At 41.8% G+C, this 23,839-nt stretch carries 20 protein-coding genes; 8 read left to right on the top strand and 12 right to left on the bottom strand.

Going from position 1 to position 23,839, the window contains the following annotated elements; genetic code table 11:
- Window positions 1-2 precede the first annotated feature (2 nt).
- Window positions 3-797 carry a thymidylate synthase gene (thyA, locus tag LVD17_RS21620; protein WP_233761201.1) on the bottom strand — a complete coding sequence of 265 codons (795 nt, stop codon included), beginning with the start codon at window positions 795-797 and terminating at the stop codon, window positions 3-5.
- A gap of 347 nt (window positions 798-1,144) precedes the next feature.
- Between thyA and LVD17_RS21615 the strand changes: the two genes are divergently transcribed.
- Window positions 1,145-1,372: a hypothetical protein gene (locus LVD17_RS21615; RefSeq protein ID WP_233761199.1), complete on the top strand. Its 228-nt coding sequence runs from the start codon at window positions 1,145-1,147 to the stop codon at window positions 1,370-1,372.
- Window positions 1,373-1,419: 47 nt separating this feature from the next.
- Window positions 1,420-3,693 carry an efflux RND transporter permease subunit gene (locus LVD17_RS21610; RefSeq protein ID WP_233761197.1) on the top strand — a complete coding sequence of 758 codons (2,274 nt, stop codon included), beginning with the start codon at window positions 1,420-1,422 and terminating at the stop codon, window positions 3,691-3,693.
- Here the strand turns inward: LVD17_RS21610 and LVD17_RS21605 are convergent.
- The 3 genes from LVD17_RS21605 to LVD17_RS21595 all read right to left on the bottom strand — a co-directional run bounded on the left by LVD17_RS21605 (window position 3,683) and on the right by LVD17_RS21595 (window position 7,238).
- Complete coding sequence (locus tag LVD17_RS21605; protein WP_233761195.1) at window positions 3,683-5,617, bottom strand: extracellular catalytic domain type 1 short-chain-length polyhydroxyalkanoate depolymerase; 1,935 nt, start codon at window positions 5,615-5,617, stop codon at window positions 3,683-3,685. The two genes, LVD17_RS21610 and LVD17_RS21605, sit on opposite strands and share 11 nt — an antisense overlap.
- Window positions 5,618-5,813: 196 nt before the next feature.
- Entirely contained in the window at window positions 5,814-6,647 is an 834-nt protein-coding gene (locus LVD17_RS21600; RefSeq protein ID WP_233761193.1) for a universal stress protein, read from the bottom strand.
- Window positions 6,648-6,698: 51 nt separating this feature from the next.
- Complete coding sequence (locus tag LVD17_RS21595; RefSeq protein ID WP_233761191.1) at window positions 6,699-7,238, bottom strand: Dps family protein; 540 nt, start codon at window positions 7,236-7,238, stop codon at window positions 6,699-6,701.
- 310 nt (window positions 7,239-7,548) lie between these two features.
- Here LVD17_RS21595 and LVD17_RS21590 point away from each other — a divergent pair, with 310 nt between their 5' ends.
- The gene (locus tag LVD17_RS21590) at window positions 7,549-8,415 is read left to right on the top strand and encodes a formate/nitrite transporter family protein (protein ID WP_233761189.1); all 867 of its coding nucleotides are present in this window, start codon (window positions 7,549-7,551) and stop codon (window positions 8,413-8,415) included.
- On the opposite strand, the gene LVD17_RS21585 is transcribed toward LVD17_RS21590, so the two are convergent.
- The 6 genes from LVD17_RS21585 to LVD17_RS21560 all read right to left on the bottom strand — a co-directional run bounded on the left by LVD17_RS21585 (window position 8,408) and on the right by LVD17_RS21560 (window position 14,345).
- Window positions 8,408-9,478, bottom strand: a complete 1,071-nt coding sequence (locus LVD17_RS21585) for an alanine racemase (protein ID WP_233761187.1) — start codon at window positions 9,476-9,478, stop codon at window positions 8,408-8,410. The two genes, LVD17_RS21590 and LVD17_RS21585, sit on opposite strands and share 8 nt — an antisense overlap.
- 9 nt (window positions 9,479-9,487) lie before the next feature.
- On the bottom strand, window positions 9,488-10,642 hold the full coding sequence (gene alr / locus LVD17_RS21580) for an alanine racemase (RefSeq protein WP_233761185.1): 1,155 nt from the start codon (window positions 10,640-10,642) through the stop codon (window positions 9,488-9,490).
- Complete coding sequence (locus LVD17_RS21575) at window positions 10,635-11,795, bottom strand: amidohydrolase (RefSeq protein WP_233761183.1); 1,161 nt, start codon at window positions 11,793-11,795, stop codon at window positions 10,635-10,637. Before LVD17_RS21575 ends, alr begins: the two co-directional genes overlap by 8 nt.
- A gap of 15 nt (window positions 11,796-11,810) precedes the next feature.
- Window positions 11,811-12,233, bottom strand: a complete 423-nt coding sequence (locus tag LVD17_RS21570; RefSeq protein WP_370688835.1) for a GNAT family N-acetyltransferase — start codon at window positions 12,231-12,233, stop codon at window positions 11,811-11,813.
- 60 nt (window positions 12,234-12,293) lie between these two features.
- Entirely contained in the window at window positions 12,294-13,739 is a 1,446-nt protein-coding gene (locus LVD17_RS21565) for a sodium:solute symporter family protein (RefSeq protein WP_233761181.1), read from the bottom strand.
- 117 nt (window positions 13,740-13,856) lie between these two features.
- Window positions 13,857-14,345 (bottom strand): MarR family winged helix-turn-helix transcriptional regulator, encoded by a 489-nt coding sequence (locus LVD17_RS21560; protein ID WP_233761179.1) that lies wholly within the window; start codon window positions 14,343-14,345, stop codon window positions 13,857-13,859.
- A 77-nt stretch (window positions 14,346-14,422) separates the two neighbouring features.
- Between LVD17_RS21560 and LVD17_RS21555 the strand changes: the two genes are divergently transcribed.
- Window positions 14,423-15,094, top strand: coding sequence for a DUF4159 domain-containing protein (locus LVD17_RS21555; protein WP_233761177.1), 672 nt, complete (start codon window positions 14,423-14,425; stop codon window positions 15,092-15,094).
- Window positions 15,095-15,101: 7 nt separating this feature from the next.
- Here the strand turns inward: LVD17_RS21555 and LVD17_RS21550 are convergent, their stop codons facing one another.
- Window positions 15,102-15,290: an energy transducer TonB gene (locus tag LVD17_RS21550; protein WP_233761176.1), complete on the bottom strand. Its 189-nt coding sequence runs from the start codon at window positions 15,288-15,290 to the stop codon at window positions 15,102-15,104.
- Between the two features lie 394 nt (window positions 15,291-15,684).
- On the opposite strand from LVD17_RS21550, the gene LVD17_RS21545 reads away from it, so the two are divergent.
- The 3 genes from LVD17_RS21545 to LVD17_RS21535 all read left to right on the top strand — a co-directional run bounded on the left by LVD17_RS21545 (window position 15,685) and on the right by LVD17_RS21535 (window position 19,392).
- Window positions 15,685-16,062, top strand: coding sequence for a BlaI/MecI/CopY family transcriptional regulator (locus LVD17_RS21545; protein ID WP_233761175.1), 378 nt, complete (start codon window positions 15,685-15,687; stop codon window positions 16,060-16,062).
- Window positions 16,055-17,800: a TonB family protein gene (locus LVD17_RS21540; RefSeq protein WP_233761174.1), complete on the top strand. Its 1,746-nt coding sequence runs from the start codon at window positions 16,055-16,057 to the stop codon at window positions 17,798-17,800. Before LVD17_RS21545 ends, LVD17_RS21540 begins: the two co-directional genes overlap by 8 nt.
- A 788-nt stretch (window positions 17,801-18,588) precedes the next feature.
- Window positions 18,589-19,392, top strand: a complete 804-nt coding sequence (locus tag LVD17_RS21535; protein ID WP_233761173.1) for a M57 family metalloprotease — start codon at window positions 18,589-18,591, stop codon at window positions 19,390-19,392.
- A 54-nt stretch (window positions 19,393-19,446) separates the two neighbouring features.
- On the opposite strand, the gene LVD17_RS21530 is transcribed toward LVD17_RS21535, so the two are convergent.
- Window positions 19,447-19,965 carry a hypothetical protein gene (locus LVD17_RS21530; RefSeq protein WP_233761172.1) on the bottom strand — a complete coding sequence of 173 codons (519 nt, stop codon included), beginning with the start codon at window positions 19,963-19,965 and terminating at the stop codon, window positions 19,447-19,449.
- 90 nt (window positions 19,966-20,055) lie between these two features.
- Here LVD17_RS21530 and LVD17_RS21525 point away from each other — a divergent pair, with 90 nt between their 5' ends.
- Window positions 20,056-23,667, top strand: coding sequence for a chemotaxis protein CheB (locus tag LVD17_RS21525; RefSeq protein WP_233761171.1), 3,612 nt, complete (start codon window positions 20,056-20,058; stop codon window positions 23,665-23,667).
- Window positions 23,668-23,839: the final 172 nt, after the last annotated feature.

Below are 23,839 nucleotides of genomic sequence, written 5' to 3'. Positions count from 1 at the left end.
TATTAAACTGCAACCGGTGCTTTGATACCAGGGTGAGGATCATAGTTCAGAATTTCAAAATCCTCATATTTATAGTCAAATATTGAGTCAGGTTTTCTATTGATGCGCAACGTTGGCAGACTTCTCGGTTCTCTGTTCAATTGCGTCCTGACCTGCTCCATATGGTTGGAATAAAGGTGTACATCACCACCCGTCCAGACAAAATCGCCAACTTCCAGATCGCACTGCTGGGCAAACATATAAACGAGCAAGGCATAAGAAGCAATATTAAAAGGAACTCCCAAAAAGTAATCAGCACTTCGCTGATAAAGCTGGCATGACAATTTGCCTTTTGCTACATAGAACTGGAACAGGGCGTGACATGGAGGCAGAGCCATTTCATCTACTTCGGCAGGATTCCACGCACTTACTATATGCCTTCTGGAGTTTGGGTTGTTCTTTATAGAATCAATTACCTGCGATATCTGGTCAACGGTTCCTCCGCCGGGTGTTGGCCAGCTTCTCCATTGGTGCCCGTAAACCGGCCCCAGGTCGCCATTTTCATCCGCCCACTCATCCCAGATGGAAACACCATTATCTTTCAGGTATTTAATATTGGTATCTCCGCTGAGAAACCAAAGCAATTCGTGAATAATAGATCGTATATGGAGTTTTTTTGTAGTCAGCAATGGGAAGCCTTCGGAAAGGTCGAACCTAAGCTGACGACCAAATACACTGACAGTACCTGTACCTGTACGATCACCTTTTTCATTTCCATTGTCAAGGATATCCTGCATTAAGTCTAAGTACTGTTTCATAATTTTTTGTTTTGGGGTTGGGCACACGCAGTTTGTAAAACAAATAACGGCTTACCGCAATAAAAATACATTTATCGAAAGATACGTGTGATGCAAATAAATAAAAGCTAAAATTATAGCGAAGATATAAATTTTGATTCTATACCTTTATGTCACCTTAATACTTTTTAAAAAATTAAGTGTGGAGAGGTGGCTTAAATAATGAGTAACTATATTCACATAAAATATTCCCCCATTATCATTTTTTACTTGAATATAATAATCATAAATACCTGATTGTCTAGGCATTATTTTTTTTAAGTTATTATAGATTTTATAACGGTGCATTTTGTGCACAATAATAGTATATGGGATTTTTCAGTCAATTTTTTAGTCCTAAGAGACAGCGTATTATCGAATCGGTCAGAAATTACTACAGCGGCAAAGGTGATAAGATTCCGTACTCACCCAAAGAGATCCGGGAAGCCATTGAATGGGTAAAGAAAACCGATATTGAAAACAAGGAGATGCTTATTGAAAAATTAACAATGGCTGAGTTGCTGGTGCAGGCAAAAGAGCCTTCCAAATCACGTTAATTTATCTATTTTTGCGAGCGTTATTCATCGTGTAGCCTGCAAAACTGATGCTCAAAAAACTCTCTTTTCTTTCCATAGTCTTTGTCGTCATTATATCATTGATTTTGGGCTACTTCATTCGTAACCTACAATTCAATTATGTCTTTGAGAGCTTTTTCCCCACTGATGATCCGGACTTGGAATATTATAAGCAATTTGAAGAGTTATTTGAAACTGACAATAACTACCTGCTTATAGGACTAGTTAACAAGCCATCAGTGTTTGACAGTGCATTCCTTTATAAAGTAACCCAGCTCACACAAAGTATTAGCAAAACGGACCATGTTAAAAGTGTTGCTTCTCTCACCAGTATGGAAAAGCCTGTCATTAGCCCTGCAGGATACTTTGAAATCCCTGTCATACATGTGGATGCCCCGGAAAGGTATGCCAGTGACAGTACACGCATTTACAGAGACGAATGGCTGCTGGAATCATTGATCTCGCGCGATGCCAGTGCCACGGCCGTCATTTTAAAGCATGAGCAGCTCTCCGGTAAAGAAGGCGCCGACTCTCTGGTCAGTAATATAAGAAAAGCTATTGACGATCTTGGTTTTCAGAAAAGCCACCTGGCAGGGAAAGCTTATGCTCAGGGCGTATTTATTGAAAAGATGCAGTATGAGCTGGCTATTTTCCTTTCTGCCTCTGTCGTTTTGGTCATCATATTCTTATGGGTAGCTTTCAGATCGATTTCGGGGGTGCTCGTACCACTCATTGTTGTGCTGCTCTCTACAATATGGATACTGGGCTTTATGGCTATGACTGGCAAAACCCTGGACATTCTTATGGTGCTTCTACCAACCATCATGTTCATTGTAGGCATGTCTGATGTGGTGCATATCATGACCAAATATATTGAACAACTGCGCGTGGGTGACAGCAAAAGCACTGCCTTAGTTACTACCCTAAAAGAAGTCGGGCTGGCTACATTCCTTACCTCACTCACTACTGCGGTGGGTTTTGCAACTCTGCTGACCGCCAGCATAAAGCCGATCCAGGAGTTTGGCATTTATACTGCAGCAGGGGTATTCTTTGCTTTTATAGTTGCCTTTACTCTTCTTCCCGCATGCCTGTATCTGATTCCAAGGCCAAAGGTTTCCTATAAAATGGTACACAGGTCTTCATGGTTCATGTTTTTGAGTCGGTCATTCATTAAAGTGGCAAGGAATGGAAAAACTATTATTGGCATTAACTTTTTACTGATAATCATTTCATTGATCGGCATTTTTCAGATCCGTATCAACACTTTCCTCATAGAAGACCTGCCATCAGACGACCCGCTTAAACAGGATTTTACATTTTTTGATACTCAATTTGGAGGTTCACGGCCCTTTGAAATTACTGCTACCATAAAAAAAGCAGGTCTTACTGTCTATGACCCGCAGATTTTGATTGAAACAGATTCTCTGCAAAAGCATTTCACCTCATTATTCGGCCCAGGTGGTATTCTATCACCTGTTACTGTTGTAAAAGGCCTTAACCAGGCTATAAATGGTGGTGCAGCTGAAGCCTACCGGTTGCCCTCCACCGAAAAGGAATGGAAGCGTATGAACAAGTATCTGCCCAGGATATTGAAAAGACATGAAAGCTCAGGAAACATAACTGCAAAAGAGAATACCATAGGCCGGATCAGTACCCGCATAGGAGACATAGGCAGTGCCATTTCACTGGAAAAAACAAAAGAATTGCAATTGTATATAAGGGAGCATACTGATACCTCACGGGTGGCCTATAAAATTACTGGCACTTCTAATCTTATAGACAAAAACAACGAATACCTGGCCCGCAATATGTTTGAAGGCTTGGGAATAGCTTTTTTTGTTGTAGCCATTATAGCGGGCCTGCTTTTTAAATCGCTACGAATGGTAATCATCACTTTGGTACCTAACGTTATTCCGCTACTTGTTATAGCAGGAATTATGGGAATATCAGGCATCACACTGAAGCTTTCAACCTCCATAGTTTTTTCGATTGCCTTTGGCATTGCTGTAGATGATACCATTCACTTCATCAGCAAGCTCAAAATCGAACTTAGCAAAGGAAAACCCTTGCTTTATGCCTTAAAAAGGACGTACCTGTCTACTGGAAAGGCTATTATTGTCACAAGCATTATTCTCTCCGGTGGTTTTCTGATCTTATTGCTATCATCCTTTGGAGGAACGTTTTATACAGGTCTCCTGGTAAGTCTGACACTTGTTTTTGCCCTTATTATTGATCTCACCCTTCTGCCTGTAATGATCTTGCTTTTCTTCAAAAGCAAGGGCGAGCCTCGTTTTACCGCCTGATCATAATTTTACAGGTATATGGTTCATCATTTATAACCATATGAAGCAGATATAAGCCTTTGCTGAGGGAGCTTACATCCAGCAAAAGAGTCCCGTTGAGCCATTCGGCTTTGGTTCTGCCTATCCTTCCATCAACGGAAATCATTTTTATGCCCCAAACATCAGGGGAGCTACTTCTTATATAAATTCTGTCAGTTGCAGGATTAGGATACAGGAAAACTACCTGGTGCTGTGGTCCCGTATCGCCAATTCTGTACAGGCTGGAGTGGTTTTCTCTGATCCCTACCTTAAAAGCTGCATCGAACACAGTATATGCAATCCCATTATACCAGAAATTACCGCCACCGTACAAATTGGAATAACTATATTTTATAGAGGCCTCGGTAAGCTGTACCGTATAGAGTTGACCACTCAACAGCTCAGGACCATTTTGCAAAGTAATGGTTTGCCATCCGTCAGCCATGTTTATTCCCGGTTGTTCATAAACGGGCTGTCCTGTTACCGAATTGCCATTATATATGCGAAGGGCCGAACCTGAAACAGCATTGACCAGGTTGAAGGAAACAGTTTCGAGCCTGCCATTCACCGTGGCCATGAACGATTGCCCCATATGCTGTCCGTTGTTATAACTCAAAATACCGCTGCCATTTGGCTGCTCTATTACAACCAGTTCTCCCTGCTCTCCTTCTGCCAGAGTAGTTGCCGAAACCGTTTGGCTTACAGCGGTTTCATTGCTGGCATTGACTGCTGTTATCCTGTAGTAATAGCGGGTCTCTGCGTCCAGACCTGTATCATTGTACGAAGTGGTGTTGGCACTTAAACTGACCACATTAATAAACTGATTATCAGGATTTAACGACCTTTCAACAGCATAAGAAGTTTCCGTGGTCGCATTATCATTCCACGTGAGTCTGATCTCAGAAGGAGAGGTTGCCACGGCCTGTACATTATCCGGAGCTTCAAATACCTCTCCTACATCGATAATCTCAAAAAACTGAGCTGCAATATAGCTGCTGAACAGGTCAACATCACTGGCATAAGTACCGGTTTGTCCGCCTTGCTTTTCTCCACTGCCCGGATCAACGGCAATGGCATGCCCCATACCATCAATGCTATAGGTGACCACAACATCATTACCATGCTGGTCTTTATAGGCTTTCCGGGTTACAAGAGCATTATTTTCATAACCGGCATCTTCCAGGTCGGCAACCTGATCAGTACCATGTACATTGGTCCATTGTTCCATAAGTTCCCGCTGATTCATAAAATATACAGTGTAATCTGATGCACCGTGAATGACCGCCAGGCGAGGATAATTTCCGTTGAAAGAGGAAAAGGCATTTCTCACCAGGTTTCCCAATTGTTGCGGACTTTTGTTAATATTACCAAACATGGCCATAAAAGCTTCATTGCTTCCTGAAGCTACTTTGTAAGGTAATCCACTCATCACTACTCCGGCAGAGAACACATCAGGATAGGCGGCCATCATAACACTCGTCATAGCTCCACCGGCAGAAAAGCCGGTAACATATACACTGTTTCCGTCGATGGTGTAGTTTGCTTTTACATAGTCAACCATAGATTTGAGAGAGGCTGCTTCGCCTGCGCCACGACTGATATCACCATTTTCAAACCAATTGAAGCACCGGGAAGAGTTATTGCTGCTTTTTTGCTCAGCATAGATCACATAGAACCCATGCTGATCGGCCAGTTGATTCCAGCCACTCTCCATTGCAAAACTGCCGGCATTCTGGGAGCAGCCGTGTAATACCAGCACAAGGGCTGCATTGGGTGCCACCGCTGCAGGTTCATAAAGATACATGCTGAGATTACCCGGGTTTGTACCAAAGCTACCAACAGGAACCTGGGATAAAACTCTAAAGGCAAAAAAAATAATGAAAGGTAATATAACTAGCTTTTTCATAGGATTGAGGGTTTATGGTTGAGCAACTTAATATCTCAATCTCTATGCAATAAATGTATCTCTGATGCTAATATCAGGTGGGTGACTTAATCCGGATTTATCAAAAAAACCGTATATAATCTTCAGGTTATCAAGGGATTAAAAAACAAAAAAAGCTTATTGACTTAAAGCGTTTTACCATTCGCCATAGAAGGACTCAATAAACAAAAACGGGATTCTCCGTTTCTTCCATAACCTGCCCGGCATGACACTCTTTGTAGCCCGAGGTTTTACTAAACCGGTTAATGGCAATTAAGTCAGCATTAAGCTGATCGGCATAAGCCTTTATGGCCATTTCCTTTTGTGCACTACTTACCAGTTCGATAGCCTCAGCTTTCAGGCTGTGTATTTCAAGGTAGTTTTCTATATCATTTAGTGTACATTGTTTTTTGTCATCAGGGTGATTTACATGTATGTAGTAAACCTTTGATGACAGCTTCCTGGCCAATAAGGCAAGGTCTTCAACTTTATGCTGCTCCAGTGAATCGAAATCCAAAGACACTACTATTTTATGTTTGCCTTTGAAGGTATGTTCATGATTATGGCATACCATAATAGGGCAGTCAACTTTAATCAGTTCCCGGGCCTGATTAATATTACAAAAGGAATCCCCGATGGTATGCGCACCGGTGATCCCTATTACAATCAGTCCTATGTTTTTCTTTTTTAGCTGCTTTCTTATTCCTGAAGCCAGCTTATCAATTTTAATTTCCGAATGAACTTCAACGTCAGTTCTACCCATTTCTTTTACCAGCTCCGCAAGTTTTTCTTCATTTTCCTTTAAAAGGTTGATTGATGAAAAAAGCTCTTCGCTGATATTTTCTATAGGATTTGATGAAGGCTGTAATTTACGCCTGACCGGTGGAATAAAATTAACCAGATGAACATCAGTTTTCAGTTTTTCCCCCAGTTCAACAGCGTTTCTTACAGCGTTGGTTGCTGCTTCGGTAAAGTCAACTGGTACTAGAATAGATTTGGTAAGCTTTCCCATAACATCAACATTTTGATTGGGGCATTGAAGTGTACGGTGCTTCAGAAGTAGCTATTGATCTAAAAAAGCAGTGAACATCCAATGACTCTTTTCTATTTTATTGATAAACGTGTTTATCATATCTTCGGTGCCGACATCACCAATATTGATGGCGGCATTTGCTACATCTGTCATGTAAGTTAGCAATATTTCGTAATCCTTCAAGATTTCTGCCACCATTTCTGTACCGGCCAGATTCGATCCGGTTTCTTTTATTTCAGAATTGGCCAGGTATTCTTTCAATGTACTCATCGGCGTAAAACCAAAAACTCTGATTCTTTCTGCTATATCATCAATATTGAGTTTTGCCTCGTTATACTGCTCTTCGAACTTCTCATGGATATCAAAAAAGTCCGCTCCTTTAACATTCCAGTGGTAATTTCTAAGTTTTTGATAGTGTACATGATAGTTGGCTAATAGCTGATTTAGTGTGTTTACAATTTCAGCCGTTTCGGTCTCAGAAAACCCCAGCCTGGTATAAACTCTTTTTTGCATTGATGTACCCTTTTTCGGTTTTTCCTTTTGAAGGGTTTGAGTAGTTTGAGTATTCATAATTTTCATAGTTAATATAGTTCTGCCTTTACCCTTTGCAATTACTGTACTACCTAAGACTTAATGACTATGCTTCCGGACAGATGGCTGGAGAATTGCTCTTTAACCTGAAAACAGCCGATTAAATATGGATAAATACCAGCAATAAGGCGTGTTTGATGCAGGTCAATGAGAAAACCTCTTCTCTTTGTGTGGAGGAAAATCCACGCATTTGCTTTTTTTGAAACAATTAGGAGCTAATGTGCTTAATATATTTTACAGACCTGACATGCTCATGTCTAAATAATCGATACCAATACCCCATACTAATATGAAACTCCTGAACTTATTTAAGCCTAAACCACAGAAAGTAGAAGATGTAAGCAATGAGCCCAAAACGGTATATCACATTTTCCAGGAGCAGATAGACGCTGGACTTGCAGAGCATCACCGCACTCCGCAGGGCCTCTTCGTATCGGCTTTTGCTGCCGGTCTGGAGGTGGGGTTCACCCTTTTTCTAAGTGGCATGTTATTTACATTGCTACATGGTCATATTGCGGATTATCTCATGCACATTTTTCTTGCACTTTCCTATCCGGTAGGTTTCATCTTTGTAATTATAGGCAGGTCAGAGCTATTTACTGAACATACCACCCTGGCAGTAATCCCTGTACTGCGCGGGTCGGCATCGTATAAAAGTTTATTAAGGTTATGGGGTATCATATACCTCGGTAATCTTATTGGTGGCTATTTTATGGCTTTTATTTTGACCTCCATAGGCTCAAGTATGGAAATAATATCTATAGAAGCTTTTGAATATCTGGCCCATAATATGACAAAGTATAGCTGGCTTGTGATCCTGGGCAGCAGTATCATTGCAGGCTGGCTGATGGGGCAGTTATCATGGCTGGTTACTTCATCTCAGGAAACCATAAGCCGTATAGCCGTAGTTGTGTTGGTCACCTCGCTAATCGGCCTGGGAGGCCTGCACCACTCCATTGTAGGGTCTATTGAAGTCTTTGCGGGAGTACTTACTTCAGGTGTTAGTTGGGTAGATTACTTCCACTTTCAACTTTGGACTACAGCAGGTAACATAATCGGCGGAGTGGTGTTTGTATCAGTCATTAAATTCAGCACCATAAAACTGAGTGAAAAGAAGAAACACCCTAAAAAGCCTTTCGAAACGAATGCTAAATGATCTTCTTGTCAATATAATCTGAATTCAGAATACTCAGGGCGCCCATATACCTCAATTTAAAAGACACAAGGTCTCCTACTTTATAGTTTCGCCTTGTTTTGCCCAGGTCGATAACAAGCATATCACTACTGGCGCCGCTAATTTCTATTTTCGGATCATCCGGGATCAGATATTCGGGTGAGATATCAAGTAACCCGATATCTATAATGGCACGGTATGAAGTTTTACCGTAGTCATCCTCGTTGATCACCATTACCTCACCGGAAGGGTTTTCCGCCAGCTCGCCCATAGGCACTTTTGGCTTCTCATACAGCTCAATGATCTCTGTATATAGTTTAAATACATCATCCCTCATGCCTTTGACTGTTTTCATGGTAAAGAGGTTGAGCCCAAAATAGAGGATCTCTCCTACTCTGAAATGGTTGATGCCCATTGGTCTCATTTTTTTGAGGAGTAGCGGAATGGTAACAGAAGTACCTCCGGAAACCCAGGGTATCTGCCTGTTGAATTTGGCTTCTATAAGTTGTTTATACAAGCTGAGCTGGATTAGCTTATCCTGAGAGGGCATAACACCATGCAGGCAATTGAGGTTGGTTCCTATACCGGTCACTTCGATATTGGGAAGCTCAAATATGCGCTCATAAAAATCAATGACATTTTCTCCAAGCACACCTTCCCTCAGGTCACCCATTTCGATCATGATGATAACCTTGTGCTTTTTATTTTGCCGTCCTGCCTCTTCTGACAGGAGCTTTATGGTAGAATAGCTAGTATTAAAACTCACATCAGCATATTTGATCAGGTTCGGAATGCTGCGTTTGGCAGGTGGTTTTATATAAACAGTCTGCACCTTTTTGTCAATACTCTTAACTACCTTAAGGTTACTTATTCTGGAATCATGAATCTCTCTGGCTCCAAGGTTTATAACCTCCCTGATATAGCTTTTATTACCACAAAGCAGCTTGGTGACCACCCCCCACTCTATATCCCGGTCTTCAAAAAGTCTTGACAGATATTGATAATTGTGTTTTAAGCGATCTTTATATAATTCTAAAAAAGCCATTGTGTTAGTTTATTCAGTTATACGGGGAATATCATGAGGCAACCTGGTGAGCAGCTCGTAGTTTAGCTGATTACTCAGCTCTCCAAATGAAGCTACAGATATGGCCGTTTCCTCATGCCCGCCTATTAAAGTTACTTCAGTTCCCTTTGAAACACCAGTCACATCAGTAATATCTACCATCATCATATTCATATTAACGGTTCCGATTACCCCCACTCTGCGACCATTGATCAGCACACGCCCCTGATTACTAAGTACTCTGCTATAACCATGGGCATAGCCAACCGGAATAGTTGCTATTACCATATTTTGCTGAGCCAGGTAGCTCGTACCGTACCCGATGAATTCTCCCGCCTTAACTACTTTTATGCCCATTACATAGCTGGACCAGGTAATAACCCTCTTTAAGGGGTCAGTTTTATGTTCTGTTTTAAGCTTACCCAGGTAATCAATGAATATCTCCTTACTTGGCCAGTAGCCATACTGAAGAATGCCTACCCTTACCATATCCATATGGGTTTTGGGGTATGCCATGGCAGCAGCAGAGCAGGCAGTATGCCTTACAGCAGGAGTCACTCCTTTTTTCTTCAACAATTCATAGGTTTTGTTAAATTTCTTGATCTGTTTCTGGACTCTCACATAATTAGCTATACTTTCTGCTCCGGCATAATGCGTACATAGTCCACGGGGTATCAGATGTTGGCTGTTTTCATTGATCAGGTTGACCAACAGCTCCAGTTCGCCGCGGCTGAAGCCGGTCCGGTTCATACCGGTTTCAACTTCGATATGGATCAGCGCAGGCTTACCTGTTTTCCTGGCAGCATCCAGCGCCACCCGGGCTCTTTCCAGATCAAATATGAAAAACTCTATTCCCTGCTCTACCAGCCAAGCTACGTCGTGGTTATAAACTGCTCCCATTACCAGTATTGTGCATTTTTTGTCCAGCACTTTATATACTTTGTAAGCTTCATCGGCACTAAATACAGAAAAGTGATCTACACCGCACTTTTCAATCATGGGTACCACAGCTTCTATCCCGTGTCCGTAGGCGTTGCCTTTCACCACCGATGACAGCTTTACATTTTCGCCCAGTCTGGATCTGATAAATTCAATGTTGGATTTTAGCGCCTCTGAATTAAGCACAATTGTAGATGTACTATGCATTTTCTGTTTTTAAAAGCTGGTTTATGATGTTGTGAAACATTAAAATGCCAGTGCTCAAAATCTCATCAGGAAAGTCGTAATTTGGGTTATGTAAATCAGGCATATCCTCTCCTGAGCCAAGTCCAAAAAGGGCGCCCTTAAATTTTTGTGTAAAAAGACCGAAATCTTCACTCCACCTGAAAGGTTGCTCTATTTCCGTAACAGACAGATTCAATTGTCGCGCAGCATTTTTTATATACTCACAACAATTTTTGTCACTTAAGGTTGAGCTGAATATTTCAGTATCACTGATTTGTACTTTTAACTTATATTTTTCGGCGATGACTTTGGTATTCTTTTCGATTTCATCTTCCAACCGGGCAAGATCTTCATCGTGATAAGCCCGGATAGTGGCCATAACTACCGCCTTACCGGGAGTGACACCAAAAGCACGGTCTCCCAGCCTGGCATGTACCACAGTAGCCAGTGTAAAATCTTTTAGATCGCTCAACGCCGAGGGTGCGTTTTCAATCAGTTTTATGATTTCAGCCACAGCGATAGCCGGACTAATGCCATTATGAGGTTCTGCCGCATGGGAGGTTTTACCCTGAAGCTCTATAATCAATCCTTTTGAGGCTGCGGCAAAAACACCATCCTTAACTATAATTTCATTTTTGGAAAACCCGGGCAGGTTATGAAGGGCGAAGATATAATCCACTTTCAGACCCTCAAACGCATTATCTCCTATCATTCTTCCTGCTCCTTCCCCCGTTTCTTCGGCTGGCTGAAACAATAATGCAATCCTGCCTTTTTCCGGCCTTTGATCAGCCAGCAGCGGGGCCAGACCAGCCACCATTGTCATGTGGCCATCGTGCCCGCATAGGTGTGCTTTACCCTCTGTTTTAGAGCGATGCGGCACATCGTTGATCTCTTCAATCGGCAGGCCGTCGAGCTCTGCCCTGATCATAACAGTCGGGCCTGGTTCGCTCCCATCAAAAAAGAAAACCATTCCATCTCCTCCGATCTCAGTAAGAACTTCATCAGGGCCAAACTGCTCAATAAAGTGCTTTATTTTGAGGGCAGTTTTCTTCTCCTCACCAGAAACTTCCGGCTCTTGGTGCAGTTCCTTGCGTAGCTGCTGCAGTTTTTGCAGTGTCGTATCCTTTATCGGCATACAGTATGAAACTGCTTATTTTTTAAGTCTCATTTCAAGGTACTTATTGGTAAAGCCCAGTTTCTCATAAAGGAATTTGGCTGGATTGTTAGGCTCTACATGCAAGGCTATATCACCATCTGCTTTATCAATGGCTTTTTGCATCAGCTCCTTTCCGATGCCTTTGCCTCGATGTGCAGAGTCCATGGCAATATAAACCAGTATATTTTCAGGAATATAACCAGCCATGCCGGTTCTGTTGATAACTACAGCCCCTATGATCTTGCCCTCCAGCCGTGCCGTTACTACAAACCCGCCCGGTGTAACGCCACTGTCCAGAGCATAATCAATTGCTTTTAGTATATCTGTCTTTTCATCTCCGAACTCATCCAGGTGAACATATAAGAAGTCTGCCACCTCTTTGCGGTGTATCAATCCTACCGTTTCTGCAGGTGTCATTATATTATATTGAACCATTGTCGTGTCTTTATTGGTGTTTGCTGAAATTGTACTCATAAGTTAAGCATTTTTTAATTTTTGTTTCCTTCTCACTTCATTGACCACAATAAACATCATCAGTGAAGAAGTGATTCCATAGAAATTAGCATCCAGCCCCATAGGCAGCTTTTGCTGACTAAGAATAAGGGAAAGCGTGACTATCCCTCCTGTTAACATGGCAAGAAATGCTGCCAGGGAACTGCTGTTTTTAACGAACAAAGCCGCAATGACGGGGACAAACAGTCCCGAAACCATAAATGCATATGAATAAAGCATTAACTCCAGAACATTCTGCATAAATGTGGCCAGAATAAGCGCGGCTATACCTATAACGAGTGTAAGCACCTGCGAAGTTCTCAGGATACTTTTTTCACTCCTGCCAATGTGCAGCCATCTCCCCAGCACATCTGTAAGAATATTGCCAGAAGCGGCCATAAGACAGCTGTCTGCGGTAGACATAATGGCTGAAAAATAAGCTGACATCATAAGCCCCATTAATCCAACGGGCAGGATGCTTCGAAGTAAAAGTGGAAGACCCATTTCTGAATCTATGTCTCCGACACTAGCATATCCCAGGTTCACAAACATACCTTGCTCTGCAGCCACTCTGGCAAAAAGCCCCAGCAAAACGCCCATCATAGCCATAATCGGCCACTCAAACAGCCCCGCAATAAACCATGCTTTCCGGGCTTCCTTTTCTCCTCTGCAAGAGTAGATCCGCTGGTAGAGTGTCATACCCACAAACCAGATAGGTATGATGGTAATGCCCCAGTTAACGAAGGTTTGCCATTTGATATTACCAAAGGAAAGGTATTCGGCAGGCAGTATGGCTGAAATAGCATCATAGCCACCAATAGCCATATAACCTAACGGGATACCTATGAATATCAGACCTGACATTAATATAATCCACTGGATGGTATCAGTGTAAATAACGGCCTTCATGCCGCCCATTACGGTATAAACTATGGCAATTACCCCCATGATGATAAGAGCTGTATTCAGGTCGAGTTCTACAAATGAAGCGGATGCAAGCTTTGCTCCGGCCAGAATCTGAGAGCTGGTGAAACCGATATAACCTATGGCTGAAATGATACCGGCCAACAAGGCTACATAGCCATTGTAAAAATGACCGAATATTTGGGGGAAAGTGAGGAAATTATGAAGCTTTGATAACCGACTGACTTTTGGAATAAGGAATACCGCAGCAAGCCATGCCCCAATCAGACCGGTAAACAACATCCACGAACCGGATATTCCCATTGTAAAACCGAGTCCGCCGAGCCCGATTGAGAAACCGCCGCCAACATCAGTGGCCACCACGGACAAGCCCACATGCCACGACCCCATTTTTCTACCTCCCACATAATAATCGTCAGTGTCTTTGTTTTTCTTCAGAAAGAAAAATCCAACTCCCAACATGGCCAACATGTAAATGGCGAAAATCGCCAGGTCAATAGCGTGCATTCAAGAAATTTATTTTCTACAGAAACATTCAAAACACAAAACTATGGATATAACATTTAAAATGCCATTTTTACTGACACAATAACAGTTACAAGATCATATTATCTTCTGTACAAATTATTTATCATCCTGAGAAGGCAACAAATCATCAAGCGTCACCAGTGGGTAAGCATCGATATTATCAATACCCATAACATCGATCAAAAGTTTAAAACCACGCTCTATTTCCTTAAGCTGATCCTCCGATAGTTTATTAAGCTTGGTCTGTAACTGCTCGTGCATAAGCTCTGGTGCCTTTTTAAGAAGGGATGCACCACTTGTAGTCAGTGCCACATAGGTGATCCTCTTGTCTTTCAGATTAGGTAGTTTGGCTACATAGCTTTTCTTTTCCAGTCTGCTGATTATCCCTGTAACGGTACTTGAGTTCAGGTTCAGGTATTTGGAGATCTGTCCGTGTGTAGCTTTGAAGTCATCGCACGTTTTCAGGTAGTTTAACGTTAACAACTGTGGAATACTGATACCATATTCCTTCTGGATTCTTTTTGACTCCAGGTTGACGGATCGAAGAATTTTTCGAATATTGATTAGTATACTAGTTGAATCCAAGGTATTATTGAGATTTAACTGCAAAGTTAGAAAAAGATTTAAAATTAGTTTCTACAAAAACTATTTCAGATTGTAGCATGACGTATAGAAAAGCAATACTTCTTATAGCAACAGGCCTGGTATTTATAGCATATGCGGCCCACGCCCAGGTACAGATTAAAATAGCCAAATTAAAATATGACGGTGGCGGCGACTGGTATGCCAACAAAACAGCCCTACCCAACCTGATCCAGTTTTGCAACAGGGAACTAAACACCAGCCTGGACCCGGAGGATGAGGTAGTTGATGTGAGCAGCCCCGATCTGTTCCTCTATCCTTACATATACATGACCGGCCATGGCAATGTGGTTTTCTCCAGCAGCGATGCAGAAAATTTAAGAACTTACCTGGAAGCGGGCGGTTTCCTCCATATTGACGATAATTATGGTCTAGACCAGTTTGTCAAACTGGAGATGAAAAAGGTGTTTCCTGAACTGGAGTTTGTTGAGATCCCTTTCGACCACCCCATTTATCATCAAAAATTTGACTTCCCGAACGGGTTGCCCAAAATACATGAACACGATGGTAAGCCAGCCCAGGGCTTTGGTCTGATATATAAAGGCAGGCTTGTATGCTTCTACAGCTATGAAAGTGACCTCGGCAATGGCTGGGAGGACCAGTCCATCCACAAAGACCCTGAGGCCAAGCGACAGCAGGCATTAAAGATGGGTGCTAATATTATCGCCTACTGCTTTACTCATTATCAATAGCAACCAATCAAGGCAGCCTGAAACGCATTAATGTGGATTTTCTCTGCCTTACGGGCTTACAGTCGCATGGCAGTTTGCCAAGCCGGTGCATTTCCAATAATCTCATGGCTTCTTCGTCACAGCCTGTACCAATACCTTTGGTGATCATTATAGCCTTCAGTTGTCCTTCTTCATCAACATCAAACACTGCAAACACATTTCCTTCAATGGATACTCCATCTTTTCCTGAAGATAATCTTCAAACGCCGTATTACCACCCACAGGCCCAGCCGGTGAATCTCCCTGCGCCCACACAGCTAAAACCTCCAAATAAACAAGCCACTAAAACAACTGAAAATTTGAACTTCATTATTAATACTTCTCTTATTTTAACTAGCCCCCTAAACTGGTAAAGCTTCTTATAACCTGCTAAAAATGTGCATATTTTCACAATAAAATGCTTTATGCCCTACCCTACCGATGTATGGGACCCAGGTAATAACTAAAAAAATAGTTTGAAAACTAAATTATTAGTTATATCTTTGAATCATTACTTTACGAATATTCTGAAGCAGCCGCTCCGGACGGCCAAAACCAAAACAAAAAGTATTATGAAGGAATTAACCAAAGCAGAAGAACAAGTCATGCAGATCCTCTGGCAGATTGAAAAGGGTTTTGTAAAGGACATCATTGAAAAGATGGACCCGCCGAAACCTGCGTATAATACTGTCTCTACCATAGTGCGTATACTGGAGCAAAAAGGTTTTGTTGCTCACAATGCCTATGGCAAAACACATGAGTATTATCCGCTGATTGCCAAGGAAAAGTATAGCAAATTCTACTTCAACAATTTCCTGTCAGGGTATTTCAATGGCTCATTTGAACGGCTGGTGTCGTTTTTTGCCAAAGAAAATGACCTGGACATCAAAGAGGTGGAAGAGCTTATGAGGCACGCCAGATCAGAACAAAAAGATAAGGACAATGAGTAGCTATATCAATTACCTGCTTGAGGCCAATATTTGCCTCCTTATCTTCGGGTTGTTTTATTACCTGGTACTTCGAAATGATACGCATTTCAGGTTTTCCCGGTATTATCTGCTCGGGTCAGCTGCACTTACACTGGTTATTCCTTTGTTGCACTTTAACAATCCCTTTACAGGAGACAATGCCATACCCCTGGTCAATGACCTTCAGGCCATCACATTACCTGAATTGATCATTAACCTGGATAACAGCCCGGCCACTGAAACTAATGGTGAGGCCGGTCTCTGGTCATTGCCCATGATCATTTCGCTGGTATACGTTGGTGTAATCATAGTAATGTTAACACTGTTTTTATATCAGGTATATCAAATTATCAGCTTCAAACGGCTCAAGAAAGATGAGACTATTCGTCACAGTGAGCATTTGGTTATTCCTACGGATGGCCAGTTGCCTACATTCGCTTTTTTTAACATGATCTTTTTCGACAACACGGCTCCTTTATCAGATCTGGAGAAAGAAAAAATCATGGAGCATGAAGCTGTACATGTGAGCCAGCGTCATACGCTGGATATCATGGTAATGGAATTGGTAAAGATCCTGTTTTGGGTAAATCCGGTGGCCTGGTGGATGCACAAAAGCCTCAGAGACGTACATGAATACCTGGCAGACCAGAGTATTATCAAGTATGCTGACAGCGAAAGCTACAGCAGCTTACTTGCAAAAATGGCGCTCCGGCAAATGAGCCTCTCTGTGGGTCACCACTTTAACAAATCAATGACTTTAAAGAGAATCAAAATGATAAAATCTCCTAAAACAAAATTTAAAAACTGGAAATTGGCCAGTATGATAGTGGTAACTACACTGGTTGTGACGGTTTTTAGCTGCAACGATGTCAATGAGGTTATGGAAACTGCCGTTCAGAAAGAAATCCCGGCTTCACTGGAGCCTGAACTAAAACGTCTGCAGAAACAATATCCCGATGCGGAATTTGTGTACATAGAAACAGATGCAGAGAATAAACAAAGGCTCGAAAATCTGGGTGAACTGGATCCTAAGGCCATCGCTTATACCAGGGAATGGAAAGAAACGGGTATGATAGGCATTATTGTGAGTAAAACTGGCCCCGTGCAAAACCTGCCCGATGCCGACGGGGTATTTACGATTGTAGAAGAAACTGCAGTGCCGGAAGGTGGATATGAGGTAATGTATGCCCAACTCGCTGAAGCTCTAACATACCCCGAACAAGCACGAAAACTGGGAGTAGAAGGTAAGGTTTATATTGAATTTATCGTGGATACAGATGGAAGCCTTACCAATATCACAGTCAAAAAAGGTATAGGTGCCGGTTGTGATAATGCCGCCCTGGAGGCCATGAAAACCATAGGGCCGTTTAAGCCCGCGAAACAGCGGGGAAAAGCTGTAAAACAAAGACTAATCCTGCCTGTTTCCTTTAAGTTAGATGACGAAACTGCTTTATCAAAAATCAATCAGGAAGAGATCATAATCGTTCAGGAGAAATTTAACGTAAAAGTTGAGAGAAATGGCCTCGCAGTATCAGGAAAGGTAACAGGCCCTGACGGCAAACCTATGCCCGGAACCAATGTAATTATAAAAGGCACAAATAACGGCACCGTGTGCGATCGTGATGGTACTTTCAAACTAACTGTTTTCAGGAAAACCGATGAGTTGGTGTTTAGTTATGTAGGTTTTGAAAACCAAACCTTAGCCCTGGCTGAGTATTAAAAATTCTGATCTTGAAGCTTTCCCGAGTTATTAATATTAAGCTTGGGAAAGCTTCATTTTGTTATTCAGGCTGAAGACATCCAGATAAGTCCTTAAATTAATTTACAAATTTTGTTATTAACCAAACCACGATAAGAGTCAGGGTTAAGTAGAATAAAATTAAAGATAACCATAATTTGCCTTCTATATCCTTTATCTCAGATTTTCCTTTCATTGAAGGAAAGTATATCAGCAAAAACACATTGTAGAATCTCAAGAGATTCATTATATCTTTTTGAACTATTTTCCCTCTAATTAAAATTTCATAACCAGAGGATTCTTTATACTCATCTTTTAGGACTTGCATTATTATCCAATGCAAATGATGCTTTTTTCTCATAGCAACTTACAACCGCAGACAGAAGTAATAGGAATGAAAGCTTTAAATAGCCGCAAATATCCATCAGCCTCCTCCAACAGCAATTATTGATTCAGTTGGATAAATATGTTTATTAAATTGACCTGTCATACCCGCAAGAATAACAATAAACACTGAATCATATGTACCTATTCCTCCAATCCATAGCAAAATTAACATCCATCGAAAATGCAAAATCTTACATATAAAATTTACTTCGACTATAAAGCTATCAGTGCAGAAATACTAAACATCAATCCCGTTCCCAAAAAACAAAATCCCAACTTTCCTTTTGTATGTAATATACAACGCCGTTTTTAAAAGCATTGTGACTCAGCGATTTGTATATTAAGCTCGAAATTAAAATTTCCAACCTAAACCATCTTTTATTATGACTAACCCTAAATTACTGGCCATTGGTCTGGCCTTATGTCTGTTTGTTTCCTGTAATGAGCAGGAAGATGTCGCACCTGAAAAAGAGGCTATTTCTCCAGAAACCATTGCTAAATTGCACGCTTTAGGTTTCAAAACGGATAATGCTTTTAAATACAACGGTTCTCTCGTTGTGGAGGGTGATATTGTGCTTTCGGAAGCTGACGTGGATCGTATGAAGCCATCAAACATCGTAGCCGTTGAGGAGCAGTACCATACTGACAACCTCGTGTCTTCACTGCCCCGGACTATTGATGTGTATGTAAGCACCAGCTTTTCATCCAAGTACTTTACTGCTGTAGATGCGGCCATTGCAAGGTACAATAGCGAAAATCTGAACCTTACCTTTCAGCGTGTGACCAGCTCAGGTGGAGCAGATATGGTGATCAATCCGTCCCCATGGTGGTACTACTGGTTCGGTATTCTGGGTTCTGCCGGTTTCCCTACAGCCGGTGGCGATCCTCACAACGAAATACTGCTGACCAGGCAGTATTACGACGGTGTAAGTGATATTGGTGCGCTAACCACTACTATTGCTCATGAAATGGGACATTGTATAGGCTTTCGCCACACTGATTATATGGACAGAAGCTATAGCTGCGGCGGAAGTGCTGACAATGAAGGTGATGGAGGTGTAGGCGCCAATCATACTCCGGGTACACCTACTACCCCAGATGCTGCTTCCTGGATGCTTGCATGCTCCGACGGGTCCGACAGACCATTTAACAACAACGACAAAACAGCGCTTGATTATCTTTACTAAAACCAACTGGAATAAAGCAGCTTGACCCAGAAACCCCACTCAATGTGGGGTTTCTTATTTTATATCTGTCATGTACACTTGTGGCTCACAGGCCTCACATATCACAGTCTGGGTCCTTAATTCATCCAGGCTACCAAAAACCCGCCGGCTGGTCAAAGCATCAAACCATCCTCCTTTGAATTGTATTTTACCACAAACCGCACAACGTTTTTCCTCAGCCTCGCTATCCTCTATAAAGCTTATCTCAGGGGTAATTTCACCAGTGCGAATTAAATCGTGCTCAATATGAAAAGTCCCGTCGCTTACCTTCGATACCATCATTTTCATAAATTGAGCCCTCGATGGGCCATCACATCTGTAATGCAAAATATAAGGTTTTCCCGTTACCCTGACCCTTGTTATCAAAGCATCCAAAAACATCCTTGCAGGATCTCCCTTGATATATTTCCATATCAATCTGCCCGAAATTTCATCACCTGTTAGCTGGCTGGCCTTATTCTTTCTTGCGAGCTCATCCCATGATTTGTCTGTCCTTATTATTCTGCAATTTATGTCTATCCAAATAGATGCCATTACCTGATGCTTAGTGCTGATTGTTAAACATTTCCACTAACAATTTCCATTCTTAGTGGTTTTAAAGGAAGAACAAAATTTTAAGAAAACTTGAATAAAAAGAAATCAGTCGAATATATAGTAGCTATCGGAGCATCGGCGGGAGGGCTTACTCCTCTTCAGGAATTGATCGACGCTCTACCCGAAAATATTAATAATTCTGCCATAATTATAGCCCAGCACCTTAGTCCTGAATACAAAAGTATGCTGGCAGAAATACTTAGTAGAAAAACCATACTTCCTACCACAGCCATTGCCGATGGTGTGGAACTAGAGCCTAATCATATATATGTTACCCCTCCTAACTGTGACGCCATACTGAAAGGCACACACCTGGAAATAGTAGAAACCAGTGCCGGAGGACCAAGACCAAGCATTGACAGGCTTTTCACATCACTTGCCAAAGAATATGGCAAGAAGGCGGCTGGTATTGTACTGTCAGGCACGGGGCAAGACGGAAGTAAAGGTGTGATGGCACTTCGCAGGGCGGGTGGCCTTACCATTTGCCAGAGCCTCGACACTTGTAAATACACAGGTATGCCTCATGCTGCCATTAGCACCGGAATGATCGATGCCATCCTATCCCCCAGAGAAATAGGGGAAAGTCTGCTTGATATGATCCATGGAAGTAGAAACAAGGTTTATGATGATGTACAGGATGAAAATAAAGAGAGCACCTTCTATGAATCGAGCGATGATATAAGCACTATTTTAAGCCTGCTCGAAGCTAAAATAGGAACCGACTTCAGCAATTATAAGGAGTCAACCATTATCCGAAGGCTGGAAAAGAGGCTGCATGATAAAAAATTTAATACGGTAGAGGCATACCTCAAATATATAAGAAACAATGAGGACGAACTTGATGAGTTCTTTAAATATCTGCTTATTGGTGTGACTTCTTTTTTCAGAGATAATGAAGCATTTAAAGCTCTGAAAATAGAAATAGAAGATCTTATCAAGCAAAAGAGCAAAGGCTCCAGACTCAGGGTGTGGATACCCGGCTGCGCCACAGGAGAAGAAAGTGTAAGCATAGCGATATTGATTAATGAACTGCTGATCAAGACAGGCAGGTATGACATCAAGCCGCAAATTTTCGCCACCGACATTAACACAAAAGCTTTAAAAACTGCACGGATAGGTATTTATAAGAAAGATAAGGTGGAAGTAATCCCTGCCAATTTGATTGATAAATATTTTGAGAAATACAATGAAGAGGAATACGAAGTTTGCCGGGACATCAAACAGATTATCCTGTATACCAAGCATGATCTTACTTCTAATCCTCCCTTTCTCAGGTTAGACCTGATCAGCTGTCGCAATTTGTTTATATACTTTAATCAGCGACTTCAAAATCATATTTTCCCTATTTTTCAATATTCACTGCTCCCTGGAGGAATTTTATTTCTGGGAAAGTCAGAGTCGGTTGGTAATTATAAAAACCTGTTCAGTACACTTAATGCAAAATACAGGATATTTTCGCGCAAAGAGCGAAGCTCCTTGAAACCGTTGCGACTGCCCTCTACCAAACCCCTGGTAGTAGATAAGAAGGTTTCCCCTAAGCTCAACCTGAAAAATGAATCACTTTCTCTTCATGAAATGGTCAAGGAAACGGTTTATAACACCTATGAACACCCATATGTAATAATTGATGAGAATATGGATATTCTGGAAATATCCGGTGATACCAACAGCATTTTGAAGATCAAACCTGGGCTGGCCAACATGAACTTGCTGAGGCTGATCTCAGAGGAACTCCAGATAGAAGCACGAGCTCTGACCATGCAGTCCATGAAATCCATGAAAATCGAAAAAGGTGGCCCCAGAAGATTTCATGATAAGGAAGAAAGCCACCTGGTAAGACTTATCGTGAAACCATTGATATATACCAAGCCCGGGCACCCATACTTTATGGTGATCTTTGAATCGTTTGATGGGGTAGAGCCTTTCTTTATTAATGTGGAAGAGGGTGGTGAAGCATTGCTGGAATCTCAGCGTAATCAGGAACTGCAATATGAACTGATCAGCAACAAGCAACATATGAATACATTGGTTCAGGAGCTTGAAACCACTAATGAAGAGCTACAGGCACTTAACGAAGAGTTGCAATCATCCAATGAAGAGCTACAGGCCTCCAACGAAGAGCTGGAAACCTCCAACGAAGAACTGCAGGCTACTAATGAAGAACTGGAGAATGCCTATGTAGACCTCAGAATCGCTTCACAGAAGCTTACCAGGCAAAAGCAAATGTGGGAAAAGCTTTCAGTAACATCTCCGGATCATATTGCAGTACTTAAAGGGGAAGACTTTATTTTTGAGTTTGCAAATCCGGCTTATAAAGCCCTTTTTCCAAACCGTGAGCTTGAAGGTCACTCCGTAATGAGTGTTATGCCAGAGCTTGCGGCACACGGGTTTATTGACATGCTGAACAATGTGCGTAAAAGTGGGAAAGCACATCATCAAAATGAGGCCACCATTACTATGGATTACAATGGAAATGGTGAGGAAACAAGGTATTTTAATTTCACCTATGCTCCGCTAAGGTACTCAGACCATGACAAGCCTGATATTATAATTTATGCCGTGGATGTAACAGAGCATGTCAGTAACCGCAAAAAAGCAGAAAACAGTGCAAAGTTCTTCGGTACACTGGCAGAATCCATGGCTCAAAAGATCTGGACTATTGACCCTGAGGGAGATATCTCATACATCAACCAAACCATGAGAAACTATTTTGGTTTTGATGGGCCTCCGGCAGACCTGAAGCTGACTGAGTATATTCATGAAGAGGATGCACAACATTCTCCCACGCTGACGAGGGAAGCCCGGCAAACGAAAGAAGGGTTTAAAAGACAATACCGCCTCAAGGATAAAAACGGGAAGTACAGGTGGCACCTGATCAGGAATACCCCACTTTTCAACAAAGATGAAGAAGAATTAGTGGTCTGGATATGTACAGCTACCGACATTCACGAGCAAAAGACAATTGAGGAAAAGAAAGATGAATTCATGAGTATTGCCAGCCATGAGTTAAAAACACCTCTGACCACAGTAAAAGCATACCTTGAATTACTGGAGGAAGTACTAAAAAAAGAAGATGCAGACACAGCGCGTCTATACGCCCAAAAAGCCTCCACCGGGCTAAACAAAATCAACTCACTGGTCTCCGACCTGCTGGATGTCACGCGTATACAGACAGGGAAGATGAAATTCAATATTACAGAGTTTGACTTCGATAAACTGGTAGAGCAGGCTGTAGATGATGCCCGGCCACTGAGCAATAATCACAAAATAATTCTCAAAGGTAAATCAGGGACTAAAATCAAAGGGGACGCCAACCGGCTTGAGCAGGTTATGGTCAACCTTATCAGCAACGCCATAAAGTACTCTAACAATGCAGACAAGGTATTAATCAATAACTTCAGGGAAGATGGCCATGTAGTGTTGGAGGTGGTTGATTATGGCCCGGGAATAAAACCTCAGTACAGAGAAAAAATATTTGAGCGTTTCTACCGCTTAAAAAAGAACCATGACTTTACTTCCGGGCTTGGTATAGGGCTGTACATTTCAAAGCAGATCATCAACCAGCACAACGGGAAAATTGGTGTAACTGACCATGATGTCAAAGGCAGTAAATTCTATGTTAGGCTGCCTGTTGATAACTAAAAATAACCCTAAAAAAGCAACTGAATGATTTTATACTCTTTCCTGGCAATAAGACCATTCCTGCCCGGGCATGGTTAATGCCAGTATATTACGATTTCGAACAGTTTAAAATGAAACATTAAATTTAAAAACATGCATTAAAAGAAGGCGATACTTTTTCATAAGTATCTCT

It is taken from the genome of Fulvivirga ulvae, assembly GCF_021389975.1.
GTDB classification, from domain to species: domain Bacteria; phylum Bacteroidota; class Bacteroidia; order Cytophagales; family Cyclobacteriaceae; genus Fulvivirga; species Fulvivirga ulvae.
This window is presented reverse-complemented; position numbering and strand designations above follow the sequence as displayed.

What these genes read in the sequence shown, in the direction of transcription:
- LVD17_RS21545 (WP_233761175.1), top strand. Translation starts at nt 15,685, where the DNA reads ATGAAGGAATTAACCAAAGCAGAAGAACAAGTCATGCAGATCCTCTGG.
- LVD17_RS21535 (WP_233761173.1), top strand. Translation starts at nt 18,589, where the DNA reads ATGACTAACCCTAAATTACTGGCCATTGGTCTGGCCTTATGTCTGTTT.
- LVD17_RS21565 (WP_233761181.1), bottom strand. Translation starts at nt 13,739, where the DNA reads ATGCACGCTATTGACCTGGCGATTTTCGCCATTTACATGTTGGCCATG.
- LVD17_RS21585 (WP_233761187.1), bottom strand. Translation starts at nt 9,478, where the DNA reads ATGGCTTTTTTAGAATTATATAAAGATCGCTTAAAACACAATTATCAA.
- LVD17_RS21595 (WP_233761191.1), bottom strand. Translation starts at nt 7,238, where the DNA reads ATGAATACTCAAACTACTCAAACCCTTCAAAAGGAAAAACCGAAAAAG.
- LVD17_RS21615 (WP_233761199.1), top strand. Translation starts at nt 1,145, where the DNA reads ATGGGATTTTTCAGTCAATTTTTTAGTCCTAAGAGACAGCGTATTATC.
- LVD17_RS21575 (WP_233761183.1), bottom strand. Translation starts at nt 11,795, where the DNA reads ATGCCGATAAAGGATACGACACTGCAAAAACTGCAGCAGCTACGCAAG.
- thyA (WP_233761201.1), bottom strand. Translation starts at nt 797, where the DNA reads ATGAAACAGTACTTAGACTTAATGCAGGATATCCTTGACAATGGAAAT.
- LVD17_RS21555 (WP_233761177.1), top strand. Translation starts at nt 14,423, where the DNA reads ATGACGTATAGAAAAGCAATACTTCTTATAGCAACAGGCCTGGTATTT.
- LVD17_RS21600 (WP_233761193.1), bottom strand. Translation starts at nt 6,647, where the DNA reads ATGGGAAAGCTTACCAAATCTATTCTAGTACCAGTTGACTTTACCGAA.
- LVD17_RS21540 (WP_233761174.1), top strand. Translation starts at nt 16,055, where the DNA reads ATGAGTAGCTATATCAATTACCTGCTTGAGGCCAATATTTGCCTCCTT.
- LVD17_RS21605 (WP_233761195.1), bottom strand. Translation starts at nt 5,617, where the DNA reads ATGAAAAAGCTAGTTATATTACCTTTCATTATTTTTTTTGCCTTTAGA.
- LVD17_RS21590 (WP_233761189.1), top strand. Translation starts at nt 7,549, where the DNA reads ATGAAACTCCTGAACTTATTTAAGCCTAAACCACAGAAAGTAGAAGAT.
- LVD17_RS21530 (WP_233761172.1), bottom strand. Translation starts at nt 19,965, where the DNA reads ATGGCATCTATTTGGATAGACATAAATTGCAGAATAATAAGGACAGAC.
- LVD17_RS21570 (WP_370688835.1), bottom strand. Translation starts at nt 12,233, where the DNA reads ATGACACCTGCAGAAACGGTAGGATTGATACACCGCAAAGAGGTGGCA.
- LVD17_RS21610 (WP_233761197.1), top strand. Translation starts at nt 1,420, where the DNA reads ATGCTCAAAAAACTCTCTTTTCTTTCCATAGTCTTTGTCGTCATTATA.
- alr (WP_233761185.1), bottom strand. Translation starts at nt 10,642, where the DNA reads ATGCATAGTACATCTACAATTGTGCTTAATTCAGAGGCGCTAAAATCC.